Source organism: Paraburkholderia rhynchosiae (assembly GCF_002879865.1).
Lineage (GTDB): Bacteria > Pseudomonadota > Gammaproteobacteria > Burkholderiales > Burkholderiaceae > Paraburkholderia > Paraburkholderia rhynchosiae.
The window spans coordinates 360,476-375,983 of record NZ_PNXY01000003.1 but is presented as its reverse complement, the minus strand read 5'-3'; the positions used below and the strand labels follow the sequence as shown (position 1 = coordinate 375,983).

12 protein-coding genes are annotated in these 15,508 nt (G+C 62.4%); 7 read left to right on the top strand and 5 right to left on the bottom strand.

Translation table 11 applies throughout. The features are described from left to right. Positions 1 to 90 precede the first annotated feature (90 nt). Positions 91 to 327, bottom strand: a complete 237-nt coding sequence (locus C0Z16_RS06405; protein WP_102631318.1) for an ESPR domain-containing protein — start codon at positions 325 to 327, stop codon at positions 91 to 93. A 312-nt stretch (positions 328 to 639) separates the two neighbouring features. Here C0Z16_RS06405 and C0Z16_RS06400 point away from each other — a divergent pair, with 312 nt between their 5' ends. Together C0Z16_RS06400 and galU are read left to right on the top strand one after the other, a co-directional pair. Further along, the gene (locus C0Z16_RS06400) at positions 640 to 3,519 is read left to right on the top strand and encodes a valine--tRNA ligase (RefSeq protein ID WP_102631317.1); all 2,880 of its coding nucleotides are present in this window, start codon (positions 640 to 642) and stop codon (positions 3,517 to 3,519) included. A 71-nt stretch (positions 3,520 to 3,590) separates the two neighbouring features. Then, the gene (gene galU, locus C0Z16_RS06395) at positions 3,591 to 4,472 is read left to right on the top strand and encodes a UTP--glucose-1-phosphate uridylyltransferase GalU (RefSeq protein WP_027803348.1); all 882 of its coding nucleotides are present in this window, start codon (positions 3,591 to 3,593) and stop codon (positions 4,470 to 4,472) included. Between the two features lie 129 nt (positions 4,473 to 4,601). Here the strand turns inward: galU and C0Z16_RS06390 are convergent, their stop codons facing one another. The 4 genes from C0Z16_RS06390 to C0Z16_RS06375 all read right to left on the bottom strand — a co-directional run bounded on the left by C0Z16_RS06390 (position 4,602) and on the right by C0Z16_RS06375 (position 7,886). Then, on the bottom strand, positions 4,602 to 4,829 hold the full coding sequence (locus C0Z16_RS06390; RefSeq protein ID WP_041746333.1) for a sulfurtransferase TusA family protein: 228 nt from the start codon (positions 4,827 to 4,829) through the stop codon (positions 4,602 to 4,604). 117 nt (positions 4,830 to 4,946) lie between these two features. Continuing rightward, entirely contained in the window at positions 4,947 to 5,996 is a 1,050-nt protein-coding gene (locus C0Z16_RS06385; protein ID WP_102631316.1) for a Gfo/Idh/MocA family oxidoreductase, read from the bottom strand. Then, complete coding sequence (gene iolG, locus C0Z16_RS06380; protein ID WP_102631315.1) at positions 5,993 to 7,012, bottom strand: inositol 2-dehydrogenase; 1,020 nt, start codon at positions 7,010 to 7,012, stop codon at positions 5,993 to 5,995. Before iolG ends, C0Z16_RS06385 begins: the two co-directional genes overlap by 4 nt. Further along, entirely contained in the window at positions 7,005 to 7,886 is an 882-nt protein-coding gene (locus C0Z16_RS06375; protein ID WP_027803351.1) for a MurR/RpiR family transcriptional regulator, read from the bottom strand. Before C0Z16_RS06375 ends, iolG begins: the two co-directional genes overlap by 8 nt. A 280-nt stretch (positions 7,887 to 8,166) precedes the next feature. On the opposite strand from C0Z16_RS06375, the gene C0Z16_RS06370 reads away from it, so the two are divergent. The 5 genes from C0Z16_RS06370 (at position 8,167) to iolD (ending at position 15,504) form a co-directional block, all read left to right on the top strand. Next, the gene (locus C0Z16_RS06370) at positions 8,167 to 9,213 is read left to right on the top strand and encodes a sugar ABC transporter substrate-binding protein (protein WP_102631314.1); all 1,047 of its coding nucleotides are present in this window, start codon (positions 8,167 to 8,169) and stop codon (positions 9,211 to 9,213) included. Positions 9,214 to 9,355: 142 nt separating this feature from the next. Next, entirely contained in the window at positions 9,356 to 10,522 is a 1,167-nt protein-coding gene (locus tag C0Z16_RS06365; RefSeq protein WP_102631313.1) for an ABC transporter permease, read from the top strand. A 13-nt stretch (positions 10,523 to 10,535) separates the two neighbouring features. Then, entirely contained in the window at positions 10,536 to 11,378 is an 843-nt protein-coding gene (locus C0Z16_RS06360) for an ATP-binding cassette domain-containing protein (RefSeq protein ID WP_102631365.1), read from the top strand. A gap of 59 nt (positions 11,379 to 11,437) precedes the next feature. Next, positions 11,438 to 13,507 (top strand): bifunctional 5-dehydro-2-deoxygluconokinase/5-dehydro-2-deoxyphosphogluconate aldolase, encoded by a 2,070-nt coding sequence (locus C0Z16_RS06355; RefSeq protein ID WP_102631312.1) that lies wholly within the window; start codon positions 11,438 to 11,440, stop codon positions 13,505 to 13,507. After that, on the top strand, positions 13,504 to 15,504 hold the full coding sequence (iolD, locus tag C0Z16_RS06350; RefSeq protein WP_102631311.1) for a 3D-(3,5/4)-trihydroxycyclohexane-1,2-dione acylhydrolase (decyclizing): 2,001 nt from the start codon (positions 13,504 to 13,506) through the stop codon (positions 15,502 to 15,504). The genes C0Z16_RS06355 and iolD overlap by 4 nt, the downstream gene beginning before the upstream one ends. Positions 15,505 to 15,508 lie beyond the last annotated feature (4 nt).

Sequence of the window (15,508 nt, the reverse complement as noted above, 5' to 3'; positions counted from 1 at the left end):
CATGGTTTTACTTCCCTGTGAGCTTCTTTGCGTCATCGATTGCCCTAGTTCCGACTTCCGATCCCGCAGCGCCAGCGGCACCGGCACCAATCACCCCGTTATTGCGCCCGAGAACGCCGGCAGCACGCCCAGTAGCGCAAGCGCGGCGAACGCGATCTGCCGCAGCGTAAATTGCGCTGTATGTCCTGCCGTATATCCTGCCGCATCACTACGTTTGGGCACGGTGGTCTGTCCGGCTGCCTTGCCCGTTGCCGTGGCGGTTTCCCCGACGGCGACAAGCATTCCTCTCAACCGGCTGTACACCAGCCTGTATGTTTTGCGGTTCATCTTTTTAATTACGGATCACTGAAGAGGCCGTAACGTAGCGCAACCACGGTCCCAAAAATGTCGGCGATGGCCCGTCGTGCGATAGACGCAACACGCCGCCCGCATTCAGCTTTTTCCGATTGCGGGTAGCGATACCCCGAGCGGGCACAGTGCCGCCCAGCACAGGCGCAACCCCAATAGACCACCGCGACTTCAAGGACAGGCAACAACTTGCAGACAAACGACAACCCAAACCCGAACCCCAAAACCAGGGCCGCGCCCCCAGCGCCCCTTATAATCGAACATTCTCCGCATTCACCAGCCGATCGACACATGAGCGAGACCCCGAGCGACACCTCCTCCACCCTTGCCAAAAGCTTCGAGCCGCACACCATCGAAGCTCACTGGGGCCCCGAATGGGAAAAGCGCGCCTACGCGGCGCCTTCCTTCGACGGGAACAGGAAAGACTTCTCGATCCAGTTGCCGCCGCCGAACGTCACGGGCACCCTCCACATGGGCCATGCGTTCAACCAGACCATCATGGACGGCCTCGCCCGCTATCACCGCATGCTCGGCGAAAACACGCTGTGGGTGCCGGGCACCGACCACGCGGGTATCGCCACGCAGATCGTCGTCGAGCGCCAACTCGACGCGCAAGGCGTGTCGCGCCACGATCTCGGCCGAGAGAAATTCGTTGAACGTGTATGGGAATGGAAGCAGGAATCCGGCTCGACCATCACGAATCAGGTGCGACGCCTCGGCGCGTCGATCGACTGGTCGCGCGAATACTTCACGATGGACGACAAGATGTCGGCCGCCGTGCGCGACGTGTTCGTGCGCCTCTATGAACAGGGCCTGATCTATCGCGGCAAACGCCTCGTGAACTGGGACCCGGTGCTGCTCACCGCCGTCTCCGATCTCGAAGTGGTCAGCGAGGAAGAAAACGGCCACCTGTGGCACATTCAGTACCCGCTCACCGACGGCTCCGGTCATCTGACGGTCGCCACCACGCGTCCCGAAACCATGCTCGGCGACACCGCCGTGATGGTCCATCCGGAAGACGAGCGCTACGCGCATCTGATCGGCAAGACGGTCACGCTGCCGCTGTCGGGCCGCGAAGTGCCGATCATCGCGGATGATTATGTCGACCGCGAATTCGGCACGGGCGTCGTCAAGGTCACACCCGCGCACGATTTCAACGACTATCAGGTCGGCCTGCGCCACAAGCTGCCGCAAATCGAGATCCTCACGCTCGACGCGAAAATCAACGACAACGCGCCGGAAAAATATCGCGGCCTCGACCGTTTCGAAGCCCGCAAGCAGGTGGTCGCCGACCTCGAAGCGCTCGGCGTGCTCGAATCGGTCAAGCCGCACAAGCTCATGGTGCCGCGCGGCGACCGCACCAGCGTCGTGATCGAGCCGATGCTCACCGACCAGTGGTTCGTCGCGATGAGCAAACCGGCGCCGGAAGATACCTTCAACCCGGGCAAATCGATCGCCGAAACCGCGCTCGACGTGGTTCGCAGCGGCGAAATCAGGTTCGTGCCGGAAAACTGGACCACCACGTACTACCAGTGGCTCGAAAACATTCAGGACTGGTGCATCTCACGCCAGCTCTGGTGGGGCCATCAGATTCCCGCGTGGTACGGTGAAAACGGCGAAATCTTCGTCGCAAAGACCGAGGAAGGCGCACGCGAGAAAGCGGCCGAAGCCGGCTATACAGGTACTCTCAAACGCGACGAAGACGTGCTCGACACGTGGTTCTCGTCTGCGCTCGTGCCGTTTTCGTCGCTCGGCTGGCCGAACGAAACGCAGGAACTGAAGCACTTCCTGCCGTCGTCGGTGCTCGTCACGGGCTTCGACATCATCTTCTTCTGGGTCGCGCGCATGGTCATGATGACCACGCACTTCACGGGCAAAGTGCCGTTCGACACGGTCTACGTGCACGGTCTCGTGCGCGACGCCGAAGGCCAGAAGATGTCGAAGAGCAAGGGCAATACGCTCGATCCGATCGACATCGTCGACGGCATCGGTCTCGACGCGCTCGTCGCGAAGCGCACCACCGGTCTCATGAATCCGAAGCAGGCCGCGTCGATCGAAAAGAAGACCCGCAAGGAATTCCCGGACGGCATTGCCGCGTTCGGCACCGACGCGCTGCGCTTCACAATGGCGTCGATGGCCACGCTCGGCCGCAACGTCAACTTCGATCTCGCGCGCTGCGAGGGCTATCGCAACTTCTGCAACAAGCTGTGGAACGCCACGCGCTTCGTGCTGATGAACTGCGAAGGCCAGGATTGCGGTTTCGGCAAGCCGGAACAGTGCGGCGAATGCGGGCCGGACGGTCATCTGAATTTCTCGTCGGCGGACCGTTGGATCGTGTCCCGCCTGCAACGCGTGGAAGCCGAGATCGCCAAGGGGTTCGCCGATTATCGCTTCGACAATGTGGCCAACGCCCTATACAAGTTCGTATGGGATGAATACTGTGACTGGTATCTCGAACTCGCCAAGGTTCAGATCCAGACGGGTCAACCGAATCAGCAGCGCGCCACGCGGCGCACCCTGCTGCGCGTGCTCGAGACGGTGTTGCGCCTGGCGCACCCGGTGATTCCATTCATCACCGAGGCGCTGTGGCAGAAAGTTGCACCGTTGGCAGGGCGTTATCCCGCGGACAAGGCCGAGGGCGAAGCGTCCATCATGGTGCAGCCGTACCCTGTTGCCGAGTTGTCGAAGATCGACGAAGACGCGGAACAATGGGCCGCCGACCTGAAAGCAGTGATCGATGCGTGCCGGAATCTGCGCGGCGAAATGAATCTGTCGCCGGCGGTGAAGGTGCCATTGCTCGCTACCGGCAACGCGGAGCGCCTGCGCACTTTCGCTCCGTACGCCCAGGCACTGGCCCGTTTGTCCGAAGTGCAGATCATTGCCGACGAAGCAGCGCTTGACGCGCAAGCGGATGGCGCGCCAATTGCTATCGTAGGCAGTGACAAGCTCGTGCTGAAAGTGAAAATTGATGTCGCGGTCGAGCGCGAGCGTTTGTCGAAGGAGATTGCGCGGTTGAGCACGGAAGTCGTCAAGTGCAATGCCAAACTGCAGAACGAAAGTTTTGTCGCGAAGGCGCCGCCTGCAGTCGTTGAACAGGAGCAGAAAAGGCTGGCGGAATTCGAAGCAACTGTCGGTAAGCTGAAAGCCCAGCTCGCGCGCTTGCCGGCCTGATCGACGCTCCCATGCCCGCCCGCGCGGCGGGCAAGGACTGATAGCTAAACCAGAGGATTCAGGGTAATCACATGCTAAAAGTTACAAAGGCGGTATTTCCGGTAGCAGGTCTTGGCACCCGGTTCCTCCCTGCCACGAAGGCAAGCCCGAAAGAGATGCTGCCCATCGTCGACAAGCCGCTCATTCAATACGCGGTGGAAGAAGCCATGGCGGCCGGCATCACCGAAATGATTTTCGTGACGGGCCGCAGCAAGCGCGCGATCGAGGACCATTTCGATAAGTCATACGAAATCGAAGCCGAACTCGAAGCACGCGGCAAAGATAAGCTCCTTGAACTCGTGCGCAGCATCAAGCCGAGCCACGTCGACTGTTTCTATGTGCGTCAACCGGAAGCGCTCGGCCTCGGCCACGCGGTGCTGTGCGCGGAGAAACTGGTGGGCGACAATCCGTTCGCCGTGATTCTCGCGGACGACCTGCTCTACGGCACGCCGCCCGTCATGACACAAATGATCGAGGTGTTCGATCACTATCACAGCTCGGTGATCGGCGTCGAAGAGATCCCGGCGCAGGAAACGAAGTCGTACGGCATCGTCGACGGCAAGGAGTGGGAAGACTCGATCATCAAGATGTCGGGCATCGTCGAGAAGCCAGAGCCGAGCGTGGCGCCGTCGAATCTCGGCGTGGTGGGCCGCTATGTGCTCAAGCCGCGCATTTTCGATCACATCCGCGCGATCAAGCCTGGCGCCGGCGGCGAACTGCAGCTCACGGACGCGATCCAGTCGCTGCTCGCCGACGAACAGGTTCTCGCGTACAAGTACCACGGCACGCGTTTCGACTGCGGCAGCAAGCTGGGCTATCTGAAGGCGACGGTCGAATTCGCTCTGCGTCACCCGGAAGTGGCCGCCGATTTCGAAGAATATCTGCGCACGCGTTCGCCGGTGCTGGAAGGCTGAACGCGTTCCGATGCTTTGAATCGCCCAAGCATCGAGCAGAAGTCAAAAAGGCGCTGTGCCCCGCTTTCGCGGGCACAGCGCCTTTTTTTCGAGCGTAAGTCTGAGCGACTGTGTCTGAATGCTTGCGCGTCAGCGGCGCTTCATCAGGAACGTAAAGACCTTGTCTTGCGCCGAACTCTCGACGATCTCATTGCCGGTTTGCTTCGCGAACGCGGCGAAATCACGCTGCGAGCCGGGATCGGTGGCGAGCACCTTGAGAATCTGACCGCTTTCCATATCGGCGAGCGCCTTCTTGGCGCGCAAGATGGGCAGCGGGCACATCAGCCCGCGCGCATCGACTTCCTTATGAATCTGAATTTGCATCGACGATGACCTTCGGGACAGGGCGTCGTTCGCGACGCCGGACAGAGGGTCAAATTCTACCGCAGCCTCCGCTGCCTTGCCGGTGCCGCCGCTACCGCAACAATGCCGGCGCTACAGGGTGACCGCCTGCCCACTTTGCAGCGATTCCCGCAACGCATTGCCAATGCGCGTCGCTTCGAGCGCGTCGGCGAGCGTCGCGCCCGCTTGCACGTTCGACTCCGCCCCTCCTTGCACCGAAGCGACGAACGCGCGCGCCTCGTGCAGAAACGCCTCTTCGAAACGATCGAAGAAGCTCGGCGTGCACTCGTTGCGAATGCCGGCCGCGTCGTAAATCTCGACGCGATTCGCGCGCGGATTGTGGCCGATCCCGAGCGCGCCGGCCGTGCCGATCACTTCGCTATGCGTGTCGTTGCCGTGCGCCTGAGTGCGCGACGCATAAAACATCGCGAGCTTGCCGCCCTCGAACTCGCAGATCGCCACGCCGTTATCGACATCGCCGAATTCGCGCAGGCCCTCGTGCAACGCGACCGCACCCGCGGCGAACACGCGCGTCGCGCGCGGCTTGCCGAGCAGCCAGCGCGCAACGTCGATATCGTGCACCGTGCAATCGAGAAAGATGCCGCCGGAGGTTGCCGCGAAGCGCACGAAGAAACCGTCGGTATCGTTCTTGTCGGTGGTTTGCGAGCGCACGAGAAACGGCCGGCCGATTGTGCCCGCTGCGATTTTGTCGAACCCGTCCTTGTAGCTCGGATCGAAACGCCGCATAAAGCCGATCGTCGCCTGCAGTTGCGGGTAGCGCGCGGCCTCGGCCAGCACGCGCTCGCACTCGGCGAGATCGAGCGACAACGGCTTCTCGCAGAACACGTGCTTGCCGGCGCGCAACGCGTCGACGATCTGCTGCGCATGCAACGACGACGGCGTGACAAGCCACACCGCGTCCACCTCGCGATCCGCGAGCAGGTCAGCGTAATCGTCGTAAAGACGGGGCTCGGGCAGCGCCTCGCGCGCCCACGCCCGCTCTTCTTCGAGCGGACTGCACGCGGCGACGAGTTCAGCGCCCGGCACACGATACGCGAGATTTTCCGCGTGACGTTTGCCGAGACGCCCCAAACCCACCACGCCCACACGAAGCCGCCGCGCTCCTGCTGTAGCCGTATTCATTGCGCGGCCTCGCCGAGTTTCACCGCGCGGCCCTCGCGCCAGGAGCGCGTGGCGGCGTCGGCGAGTTCCAGCGCTTTCACGCCGTCTGCCACTGTGGTGCGCACCGGCTTGCCCTGTGTGACCGCGTCGAAGAAATGGGCGATTTCAAGCGCGTAAGCCGCGCGATAACGTTCGAGGAAAAACGCCTCGGGCACGTCGCTCGATACTTCGGTCTTCGAGTACGCCGTGACTTCCGTGGGCCGCACGTTGCCCGCCTGTAGCATGCCCATGCTGCCGAGCACTTCGAAACGCTGGTCGTAACCGTAGGCGGCCCGGCGCGCCGTGTTGATCTGGCACAGGCGGCCGCGCCTGGTGCGGATCGTCACCGCGGTCGAATCGATATCGCCCGCGTCCGCAATCGCCGGGTCGCTCAGGCAACTGCCTGTGGCGTGCAGCGTGTCGGCTTCATCGTCGAGAATCCAGCGGAAGATGTCGAAGTCGTGAATCAGCATGTCCTTGAAGATGCCGCCCGAATGGCGGATGTATTCGACCGGCGGCGCGCCCGGATCGCGGCTCGTCACGACGAGCATTTCCGGCGTGCCGATCTCGCCTGCATCGAGGCGCGCTTTCAACGCGGAGAACGTCGGATCGAAGCGGCGCTGGAAGCCGATCATGCACACCACGCCCGCGCGCTCAACCGCATCGGCGCAAGCTCGCGCGCGTTCGAGCGTGAGGTCGACGGGCTTCTCGCAGAACACATGTTTTCTCTGCGCAGCCGACATCATGATCAGATCGGCATGCGTGTCGGTACTCGAGCAGATCACCGTGGCACCCACCGACGCGTCCCCCATTGCGCCGTCGATATCGGCCACTTGCGCGCCATGCGCGGCAGCGAGTGCCGCGGCCGCCTCGCGGTTCACATCGACTACATACTTGAGCCGCACGCCCGGTTGCCGGGCGAGGTTCGCCGCGTGAATCTTGCCAATGCGGCCCGCGCCGAACACCGCGACGTCGATCGGTTTTGCTGCGTCAGTCATCGTATCCTCCAGTGTCTTTCGATTCTTCTACGTTTAGTTCGAGCTTGTACGCGAGCGCAATGAAGAGCGCCTGGCACAGGCAGATCGTGCTGGTCAGCGAGCGGAACGCGAACGCGCTGCCCTCTTTCACATACAGTTGAGTGCTCGCATAGCGCGCGAGCGGAGATAGTTGGCTGTCCGTAATAACCAGCGTCTTCGCCTGATGATGATGCGCGACGCGCAGGCAATACTGCGTTTCCTTCGCATAAGGCGCGAAGCTGATTGCGATCACGACATCGCCCTTTTTCACGCTGCGAATCTGTTCGCGGTACATGCCGCCGAAACCGGATACCAGATGCACGCGCTTGGGCGTGTGTTGCAACGCATAGACAATGTAGCTCGCCACCGGGAACGAGCGCCGCACGCCGATCACATAGATGTTCTCGGCCTGCTGCAGCATCTTCACGGCGGCGTCGAACTGCTTGTCGTCGAGCCCCGCTTCGAGTTCTTCCAAACCGCCGCGCGAGGCCGCGATGAATTCGCGCGCCACCGCGCCGCCCGACAATGCGCCGGGCTTATCGTCGATCAGCTTGCGAATGCGCTGCTGATAACTCGGCGACGACGCGCCCTGCCCCGTGTACGCCTGACGAAACACCGCCTGCAAATCGGAGAAGCCGGAAAAACCGAAGCGCTGCGCAAAGCGCACCACCGCCGACGGATGCACGCCGCAACTCGCGGCGATGTCGCTCGTGCGATCCACCATCACGCTCGATCGGTGCTGCTCGATATATGTCGCGACATTCTTCAACTGACGCGGCAACGCCTCGTAGTTCTCCGCGATGCGCTGCATCAATTCTTCGACGCTCGGCAATTCTTCGGTGCTCTCTTCCGCCATGGCTCTCTCTTCGGTGCTTTGCCGCACTGCGGCACGCGCTTTCGACGCGCGCTGCAGAGCATGCTGACGCTGCCGATTATAGGCAGCGCGTCGCATAAATGGAACGTATTTTCCATTTTTATTCACGGTGAAATTTCTATTGCAACGCCTTCGAAGATGACCTAATCTTGGTCGTGAGCGATGGCGCTTCGGCAACCGTGCGCAATGCCTTGGGCCTTACGTCGTGTAATCGTCCGCCACACGCTCCCTTCAATAACGACAGACCGAGAAAGGTGGAGACATGAGACTTTGCAAGGGCAAGGGTACGCTCAGGATTCTGGTGACGGCATTGACGTTGGCGACGGGATTCGGAGCGGCCTCGGCCGCCCGCGCGGCTGACGCTCATTTCGTGCTGATCAGCCACGCGCCGGATTCCGATTCGTGGTGGAACACCATCAAGAACGCCATCAAACAGGCCGACGAGGACTTCAACGTCGAGACCGACTATCGCAATCCGCCGAACGGCGACATTGCCGATATGGCGCGTCTGGTCGAGCAGGCCGCCGCGCGCAATTACGACGGCGTAATCGTCACGATTGCCGACTACGACGTACTGAAGAGTTCGATCAGCAAGGTGACCGCGAAGAAGATTCCGCTCGTCACGATCAACTCGGGCACCGAGGAGCAGAGTTCGCAACTCGGCGCGATCATGCATGTCGGGCAGCCCGAATATGTGGCTGGCAAAGCGGCGGGCGAGAAGGCGAAAGCGGCCGGCGTGAAATCGTTCCTGTGCGTGAATCACATCGCGACCAACACCGTTTCGTTCGACCGTTGCCGCGGTTTCGCCGAAGCGCTGGGCGTCGACTATAAAGCGTCCACCATCGATTCCGGGCAGGATCCGACCGAGATTCAATCTAAGGTCAGCGCCTATTTGCGCAACCATCCGAACACCGGCGCGATTCTCACGCTCGGACCGACGCCGGCTTCGGCCACGCTGAAAGCCGTTCAGCAGATGGGCCTCGCGGGCAAGATCTACTTCTGCACGTTCGATTTCTCCGACGACATCGCGAAGGCGATCCAGAACGGCTCGATCCAGTTCGCGATCGACCAGCAGCCGTATTTGCAGGGCTATATTCCGGTCGCCGTATTGGCCATCGTGAAGAAAGAGCACACCACCGACCCCGCGAAAATCCGCCAGATTCTCGAAGCGAATCCGAAGTTCAAGGCGCGGCTTTCCACTTACGGCCTCGCGCCGTCATATGGGCCGAAGAACATCCGTTCGGGCCCCGGCTTCATCACGAAGGACAACATCGACAAGGTCATCAAGTACGCAGGGCAGTACCGCTGATTCCTTTCTCTAGCTAGTCACGCGCGCGGCGGGCACTCGTTCTCGCCGGGCGGCCCCCGCCGCCAGCGCGCATTTCACCGGCTGTCGTTCTCGCAATGCATTCCCGCGTCGCCAGACACACAGCCGGTTCCAAGGAGACATCATGGGTGTAGCCGGCAAACACTTTCCACCGCACGCCGACGCGAACAGCGCCGCTCAGGCTGACGCCGCTTCGCCGCGGCCCGAGGCGGACGAGCGCGTGCGCAAGGAATCCTGGTTCGGTCATTTGCTGAACCGCCCCGAATTCGCCGCGATTTCCGGCGCGGTGCTGGTGTTCCTCGTCTTTGCATTGACCGCCGGCGGCTCTGGCATGTTCAATCTCGACGGCGTGATGAACTGGTCGCAGGTATCCGCGTATCTCGGCATCCTGTCCGTAGGCGCGTGTCTGCTGATGATCGCCGGCGAATTCGACTTGTCCATCGGCTCCATGATCGGCTTCGCCGGCATGATGGTCGCGATTCCCACCGTCTATTTTCACTGGCCGATCTCGCTTGCGATCCTGTTCGCGTTTGCCGGCTCGATGCTGCTCGGCGCGCTGAACGGCTATCTGGTCATGCGTACGCGCCTGCCGTCGTTCATCGTCACGCTGGCGTTCCTGTTCATTCTGCGCGGTCTCACGCTCGCGCTGTCGATCATGTTTGCGGACCGCACCATCGTCTCCGGCGTGGGCGATCTCGCGCAGCAGGACTGGCTCGCCAACACGCTGTTTCATGGCGTCGCGCTGCAGGGCCTCTTCACGATGCTCGCGCATCACGGCATCGGCACCTTGCTCGATAACGGCCACGCGCTCGTGCCGGGCATTCCGAAGGTGATTCTGTGGTGGCTCGCTCTCGCAGCAATTTGCGCATTCGTGCTCGCAAAGACGCGCGCCGGCAACTGGATTCTCGCAGTAGGTGGTGACGCGAACGCGGCAAAGAATGTCGGCATTCCGGTGCGTCGCGTGAAGATTCTGCTGTTTGTGTTGACCGCGTTCTGCTCGTGCCTTTTCGCGGTGCTGCAAGTGTGCGACATCGGCTCTGCCGCAGCAGACCGCGGCTTGCAGAAGGAATTCGAAGCGATTATCGCGGCGGTGATTGGCGGCACGTTGTTGACCGGTGGTTACGGCTCGGTGATCGGCGCATGTTTCGGCGCGTTGATCTTCGGCGTCGTGCAGATCGGCATTACCTATACGAACGTGAGTTCCGACTGGTTCCGAGTGTTCCTCGGCGTAATGCTGCTGATCGCCGTGCTGTTCAATCACTATGTGCGCCGTCGCGTCGCGCAATCGTAACGAGGAGATGAACATGTCCGATACGAACCACGTGACGAACGAAGTGAATGTGTCACACGCCGCCGCGCCGCAGGACGACGTGATTCTCGCGCTCGAAAACGTCAACAAATACTTTGGGAAAGTGATCGCGCTGAGCGGCGTGACGTTGCGCCTGAAGCGCGGTGAAGTGCACTGCCTGCTTGGCGACAACGGCGCGGGCAAGTCGACGCTCATCAAGACGCTGGCCGGCGTACATCAGCCGTCGTCAGGTCAATATCTCGTGGACGGCAAACCGGTGCTGTTCGAATCGCCGAAAGACGCGCTCGATCTCGGCATCGCCACCGTCTATCAGGATCTCGCGCTGGTGCCGCTGCTCTCCGTCGCGCGCAACTTCTTCATGGGACGCGAGCCGCAAAAGAAAATGTTCGGTTTCCTTAACGTGATGGATCTCGAAACGAGCGCTGTCACGGCCCGCGACAAGCTCGCCGAAATGGGCATCAATGTGCGCGATCCGCATCAACCGATCGGCACGATGTCTGGTGGCGAAAAACAGTGCCTCGCGATTGCACGCGCGATCCACTTCGGCGCACGCGTGCTGATTCTCGACGAGCCGACCGCCGCGCTCGGCGTCAAGCAGAGCTTCAACGTGCTGAAGCTCATTCACAAGGCGCGCGCGAAAGGCATCTCGGTGATTTTCATCACGCACAACGTGCACCACGCCTATCCGATTGGCGATTCATTCACGCTGCTCAATCGCGGCAAATCGCTCGGTACGTTCACCAAGGAGACCATCAGCAAGGACGAAGTGCTCGACATGATGGCCGGTGGCGCCGAGATGCAGAAGATGATTGGCGAACTCGAAGGCGCAACGATCTGATTCATTCGCGCGGCGGCAGGTGCCGCCGTACCGCCGCGCTCCGTCATTCAGGAACATTCATGGCTCATTCCAGTACATTCAGCGGGACTTCAGGCGAGATTCCAGGTGAGACCGCCGGCGCGTCCGGTTCGAACGCCGGCGGCCGCTTCGCGCCGGGCCGCAGCCGCGACATCGTGTGTCTCGGCCGCCTCGCCGTCGATCTGTACGCGCAGCAGGTCGGCGCGCGGCTCGAAGACGTGTCCAGTTTCGCGAAGTATCTCGGCGGTTCGTCCGCGAACATTGCATTCGGCTGCGCGCGGCTCGGGCTTGCATCGGCGATGCTCGCGCGTGTCGGCAACGATCATATGGGCCGCTTTCTCACCGAGACGTTGACGAAGGAAGGCTGCGACGTGAGCCATGTGCGCGTCGATCAGGAACGCCTGACCGCGCTGGTTCTGCTCGGCCTGAAGGATCGCGATACGTTCCCGCTGATCTTCTATCGCGAGAACTGTGCGGACATGGCCGTCGACGAAGCGGATTTCGACGAGGCATTCATCGCGTCGTCAAAGGCGCTATTGATTACCGGCACACACTTCTCCACCGAACAGGTGAACCGCGCGAGCCGTCGCGCGCTCGATTACGCGCGGCGCAACCAGGTTCGCACCGTTCTCGACATCGACTATCGCCCGGTGTTGTGGGGCCTCACGGGCAAAGCGGACGGTGAAACGCGCTTTGTCGCGAGCGAAGGCGTCACCGCGCACTTGCAGCGCATTCTGCCGTTGTTCGATCTCGTGATCGGCACTGAAGAAGAATTCCGCATTGCAGGCGGCAAGAGCGAGCTCGTCGACGCACTCGCGATGGTGCGCGCGGTCACGCCGGCCACGCTCGTGCTCAAACGCGGGCCGATGGGCTGTCAGATTATCGAGGGCGAGGTGCCCGCCTCGCTCGACGACTTGCCGGTTCAAGGCGGCGTCGAAGTGGAGGTGCTGAACGTCCTCGGCGCGGGCGACGCGTTCGCGTCGGGCTTTCTTTCTGGATGGCTGCGCGATCAACCGCTCGACGCCTGCGCGCGCGCCGCGAATGCCAGCGGCGCGCTGGTCGTCTCGCGTCACGGTTGCGCGCCGGCCATGCCGACGCCGGCCGAACTCGACTACTTCCTGCGCGAAGCGAAGGCCGATCCGCAACGTATGCGCCGCCCCGATCGCGATGCAACGCTGGCGCGGCTGCATCGCGTGACGCCGGCACGCAAGCAGTGGGACGAAGTGCTTGGCTTCGCGTTCGACCACCGCAATCAGTTCTTCGAACTCGCGCAACAGACCGGCGCAAGCGAAGCGCGCATCGCCCAGCTCAAAGGCCTGTTTGTCGACGCCGTGGCACAGACTGAAAGCGCACTGAACCTGCAAGGCCGTATCGGCGTGCTGATCGACGACCGTTATGGCCAGGACGCCCTGAATGCAGCCACTGGACGCGGCTGGTGGATCGGCCGCCCCGTTGAACTGCCGGGCTCGGTGCCGCTCGTGTTCGATCATGGCCGCTCGATCGGTACGACGCTCGTGCCGTGGCCGCAGGAACATATCGCGAAGTGCCTGGTGCAATTCCATCCGGACGAACCGATCGAACAGCGTCTCGAACAGGAAGCCCAATTGCGTGCGCTCTACGACGCAACGCAAGCGAGCGGCCATGAGTTGCTGCTCGAAGTCATTCCGCCGAAGCATGCGAACTTGCCGCAGGGGCCGGACATCGTGTATCGCGCGTTGAAGCGGCTTTACAACATCGGCATCTATCCCGAGTGGTGGAAGCTCGAACCGATGGACGCCGCGCAATGGCGCAACATCGACGCGCTGATCGCTGAACGCGATCCGTATTGCCGAGGCGTGGTGCTGCTCGGTTTGTCGGCAGGCGTCGAGCAGTTGAATGAAGGTTTTCGGGCGGCGGCGCAATCGTCGACGTGCCGCGGCTTTACCGTGGGCCGCACGATCTTCCACGAGGCAAGCCATGCGTGGCTCGCCGGTGAAATCGGCAATGACGAATTGATCGCACGCGTGCGCCGCACGTTCGAAACGCTGATCGCGTCGTGGCGTGCCACGCGTGGCAGCGTCGCCACGAAACACGGCGCGAACAATCGTGTTCATCAGGAGCAGGCGGCATGAATCAGCGCGTGTTACATCATGAGCGTCGAGGGCGCGATGGAGCGGCATCCCCGGGTGGCGTGACCGCAGGGACCACGATCCGCCTGACGACCGCACAAGCACTCGTGCGCTATCTCGCCGCGCAACGTGTCGCAAGCGAAGACGGCCGCGGCACCGAGCCGCTCTTCGGTGGCGTGTTCGCCATCTTCGGTCATGGCAACGTCGCCGGCATGGGCGAGGCCTTGTATCAGCATCGCGACGAACTGCCCACGCTGCGCGCGCATAACGAACAGGCGATGGCGCATAGCGCGATTGCGTATGCGAAGGCGCATTTCCGCCGCCGCATGATGGCCGTCACGACTTCGATCGGGCCGGGCGCCACTAATCTGCTGACCGCTGCGGCGCTCGCGCACGTGAACCGTCTGCCGGTGCTGCTGCTGCCGGGCGACATCTTCGTGTCGCGCGCGCCCGATCCCGTTCTGCAACAGGTCGAGGACTTCCACGATGGCGGCGTCTCCGCGAACGACGCGTTCAAGCCCGTGTCGCGTTACTTCGATCGCATCGTGCATCCGGCGCAATTGCTGAATGCGTTGCCGCGCGCATTGCGCGTGCTCACCGATGCCGCGTCGTGCGGCCCCGTCACGCTCGCTCTGCCGCAAGACGTGCAGGCGCAAGCGTGGGACTTCCCTGCCGATTTCTTCGCGCCGCGCGTGGTGACGTTTTATTCGCCGGCGCCGCGCGCCGACGAGATCGACGCCGCCATCGAACGTTTGCAGCGCGCGAAGCGTCCGTTGATCGTCGCGGGCGGCGGTGTGTTGTATGGCCGCGCGACGGATGCGCTGCAACGCTTTGCCGCCACGCACGGCATTCCTGTTGCGGAGACGCAAGCCGGCAAGGGCTCGCTTGCATGGGACGATCCATTGAACGTGGGTGCGCTCGGAGTAACAGGTTCGCCTGCCGCAAACGCTCTCGCCCACGACGCCGATTGTGTGCTCGCAATCGGCACGCGCTTGCAGGACTTCACGACCGGCTCGAATACGCTGTTCACGCAAGCCGAGGTGATCGGCATCAATGCGAATGCCTTCGACGGCCTCAAGCATCGCGCGCAAGTGGTTGAAGCGGACGCCCTTCTCGCGCTCGATGCACTCGCCGCGCGTCTGCAAGACTGGCATGCGGATCGCGCTTGGACCACGCGCGCGCATGAACTCGCGGCGAACTGGCGGGACACGGTACAGACGCTCACGCATGCGCCGCAACGCGAATCGGTGCTGCCTTACGAGGGCGACGTGATCGGCGCCGTGCAGCGTTCGAGCGCGAATTCGCCGGCGAACGACATCGTTGTGTGCGCGGCCGGAACCTTGCCCGCCGAATTGCACAAGCTGTGGCGCGCGGGAACACCGGGCGCCTATCACGTCGAATATGGCTATTCGTGCATGGGCTATGAAATCGCCGGCGGACTCGGCGCGAAGCTCGCGCGGCCCGAGCGCGAAGTGATCGTCATGGTCGGCGACGGCAGCTATCTGATGATGAATAGCGAGATCGCCACGTCGGTGATGCTCGGCGCGAAGCTGATTATCGTGGTGCTCGACAATCGCGGTTACGGCTGCATCAATCGACTGCAGCAGGCATGCGGCGGCGCACCGTTCAACAACCTGCTCGAAGACTGCATGCAGGGTCCGCTCGGCGCGCCGCAAATCGACTTCGCCGCGCACGCGCGTTCGCTCGGCGCGCAGGCGGAGCACGTGGCGAATGTTGCAGAGCTCGAAGCCGCGCTGCAACGTGCGCGCGCAGCGGATCGCACGTACGTGATCAGCATCGACACCGACCCGGCCCGCACAACCAGCGACGGCGGCTGGTGGTGGGAAGTCGCCGTGCCCGAGGTCTCGACGCGAGCGAGCGTGCGCGACGCGCGAGCCAGTTACGACGAGCGGATCGCGGCACGCGGCAACCCGGCCGGCTCGGCTGGAAGCAGCGGCAATGAGAGTGGCAACGGCAATAACAACAACGGCAACGAGTGAGGAC

Excerpts from the sequence above, each read along its gene's own strand:
- C0Z16_RS06405 (WP_102631318.1), bottom strand. The coding sequence starts at position 327 with ATGAACCGCAAAACATACAGGCTGGTGTACAGCCGGTTGAGAGGAATG.
- C0Z16_RS06400 (WP_102631317.1), top strand. The coding sequence starts at position 640 with ATGAGCGAGACCCCGAGCGACACCTCCTCCACCCTTGCCAAAAGCTTC.
- galU (WP_027803348.1), top strand. The coding sequence starts at position 3,591 with ATGCTAAAAGTTACAAAGGCGGTATTTCCGGTAGCAGGTCTTGGCACC.
- C0Z16_RS06385 (WP_102631316.1), bottom strand. The coding sequence starts at position 5,996 with ATGAATACGGCTACAGCAGGAGCGCGGCGGCTTCGTGTGGGCGTGGTG.
- iolG (WP_102631315.1), bottom strand. The coding sequence starts at position 7,012 with ATGACTGACGCAGCAAAACCGATCGACGTCGCGGTGTTCGGCGCGGGC.
- C0Z16_RS06375 (WP_027803351.1), bottom strand. The coding sequence starts at position 7,886 with ATGGCGGAAGAGAGCACCGAAGAATTGCCGAGCGTCGAAGAATTGATG.
- C0Z16_RS06370 (WP_102631314.1), top strand. The coding sequence starts at position 8,167 with ATGAGACTTTGCAAGGGCAAGGGTACGCTCAGGATTCTGGTGACGGCA.
- C0Z16_RS06365 (WP_102631313.1), top strand. The coding sequence starts at position 9,356 with ATGGGTGTAGCCGGCAAACACTTTCCACCGCACGCCGACGCGAACAGC.
- C0Z16_RS06360 (WP_102631365.1), top strand. The coding sequence starts at position 10,536 with ATGTCCGATACGAACCACGTGACGAACGAAGTGAATGTGTCACACGCC.
- C0Z16_RS06355 (WP_102631312.1), top strand. The coding sequence starts at position 11,438 with ATGGCTCATTCCAGTACATTCAGCGGGACTTCAGGCGAGATTCCAGGT.
- iolD (WP_102631311.1), top strand. The coding sequence starts at position 13,504 with ATGAATCAGCGCGTGTTACATCATGAGCGTCGAGGGCGCGATGGAGCG.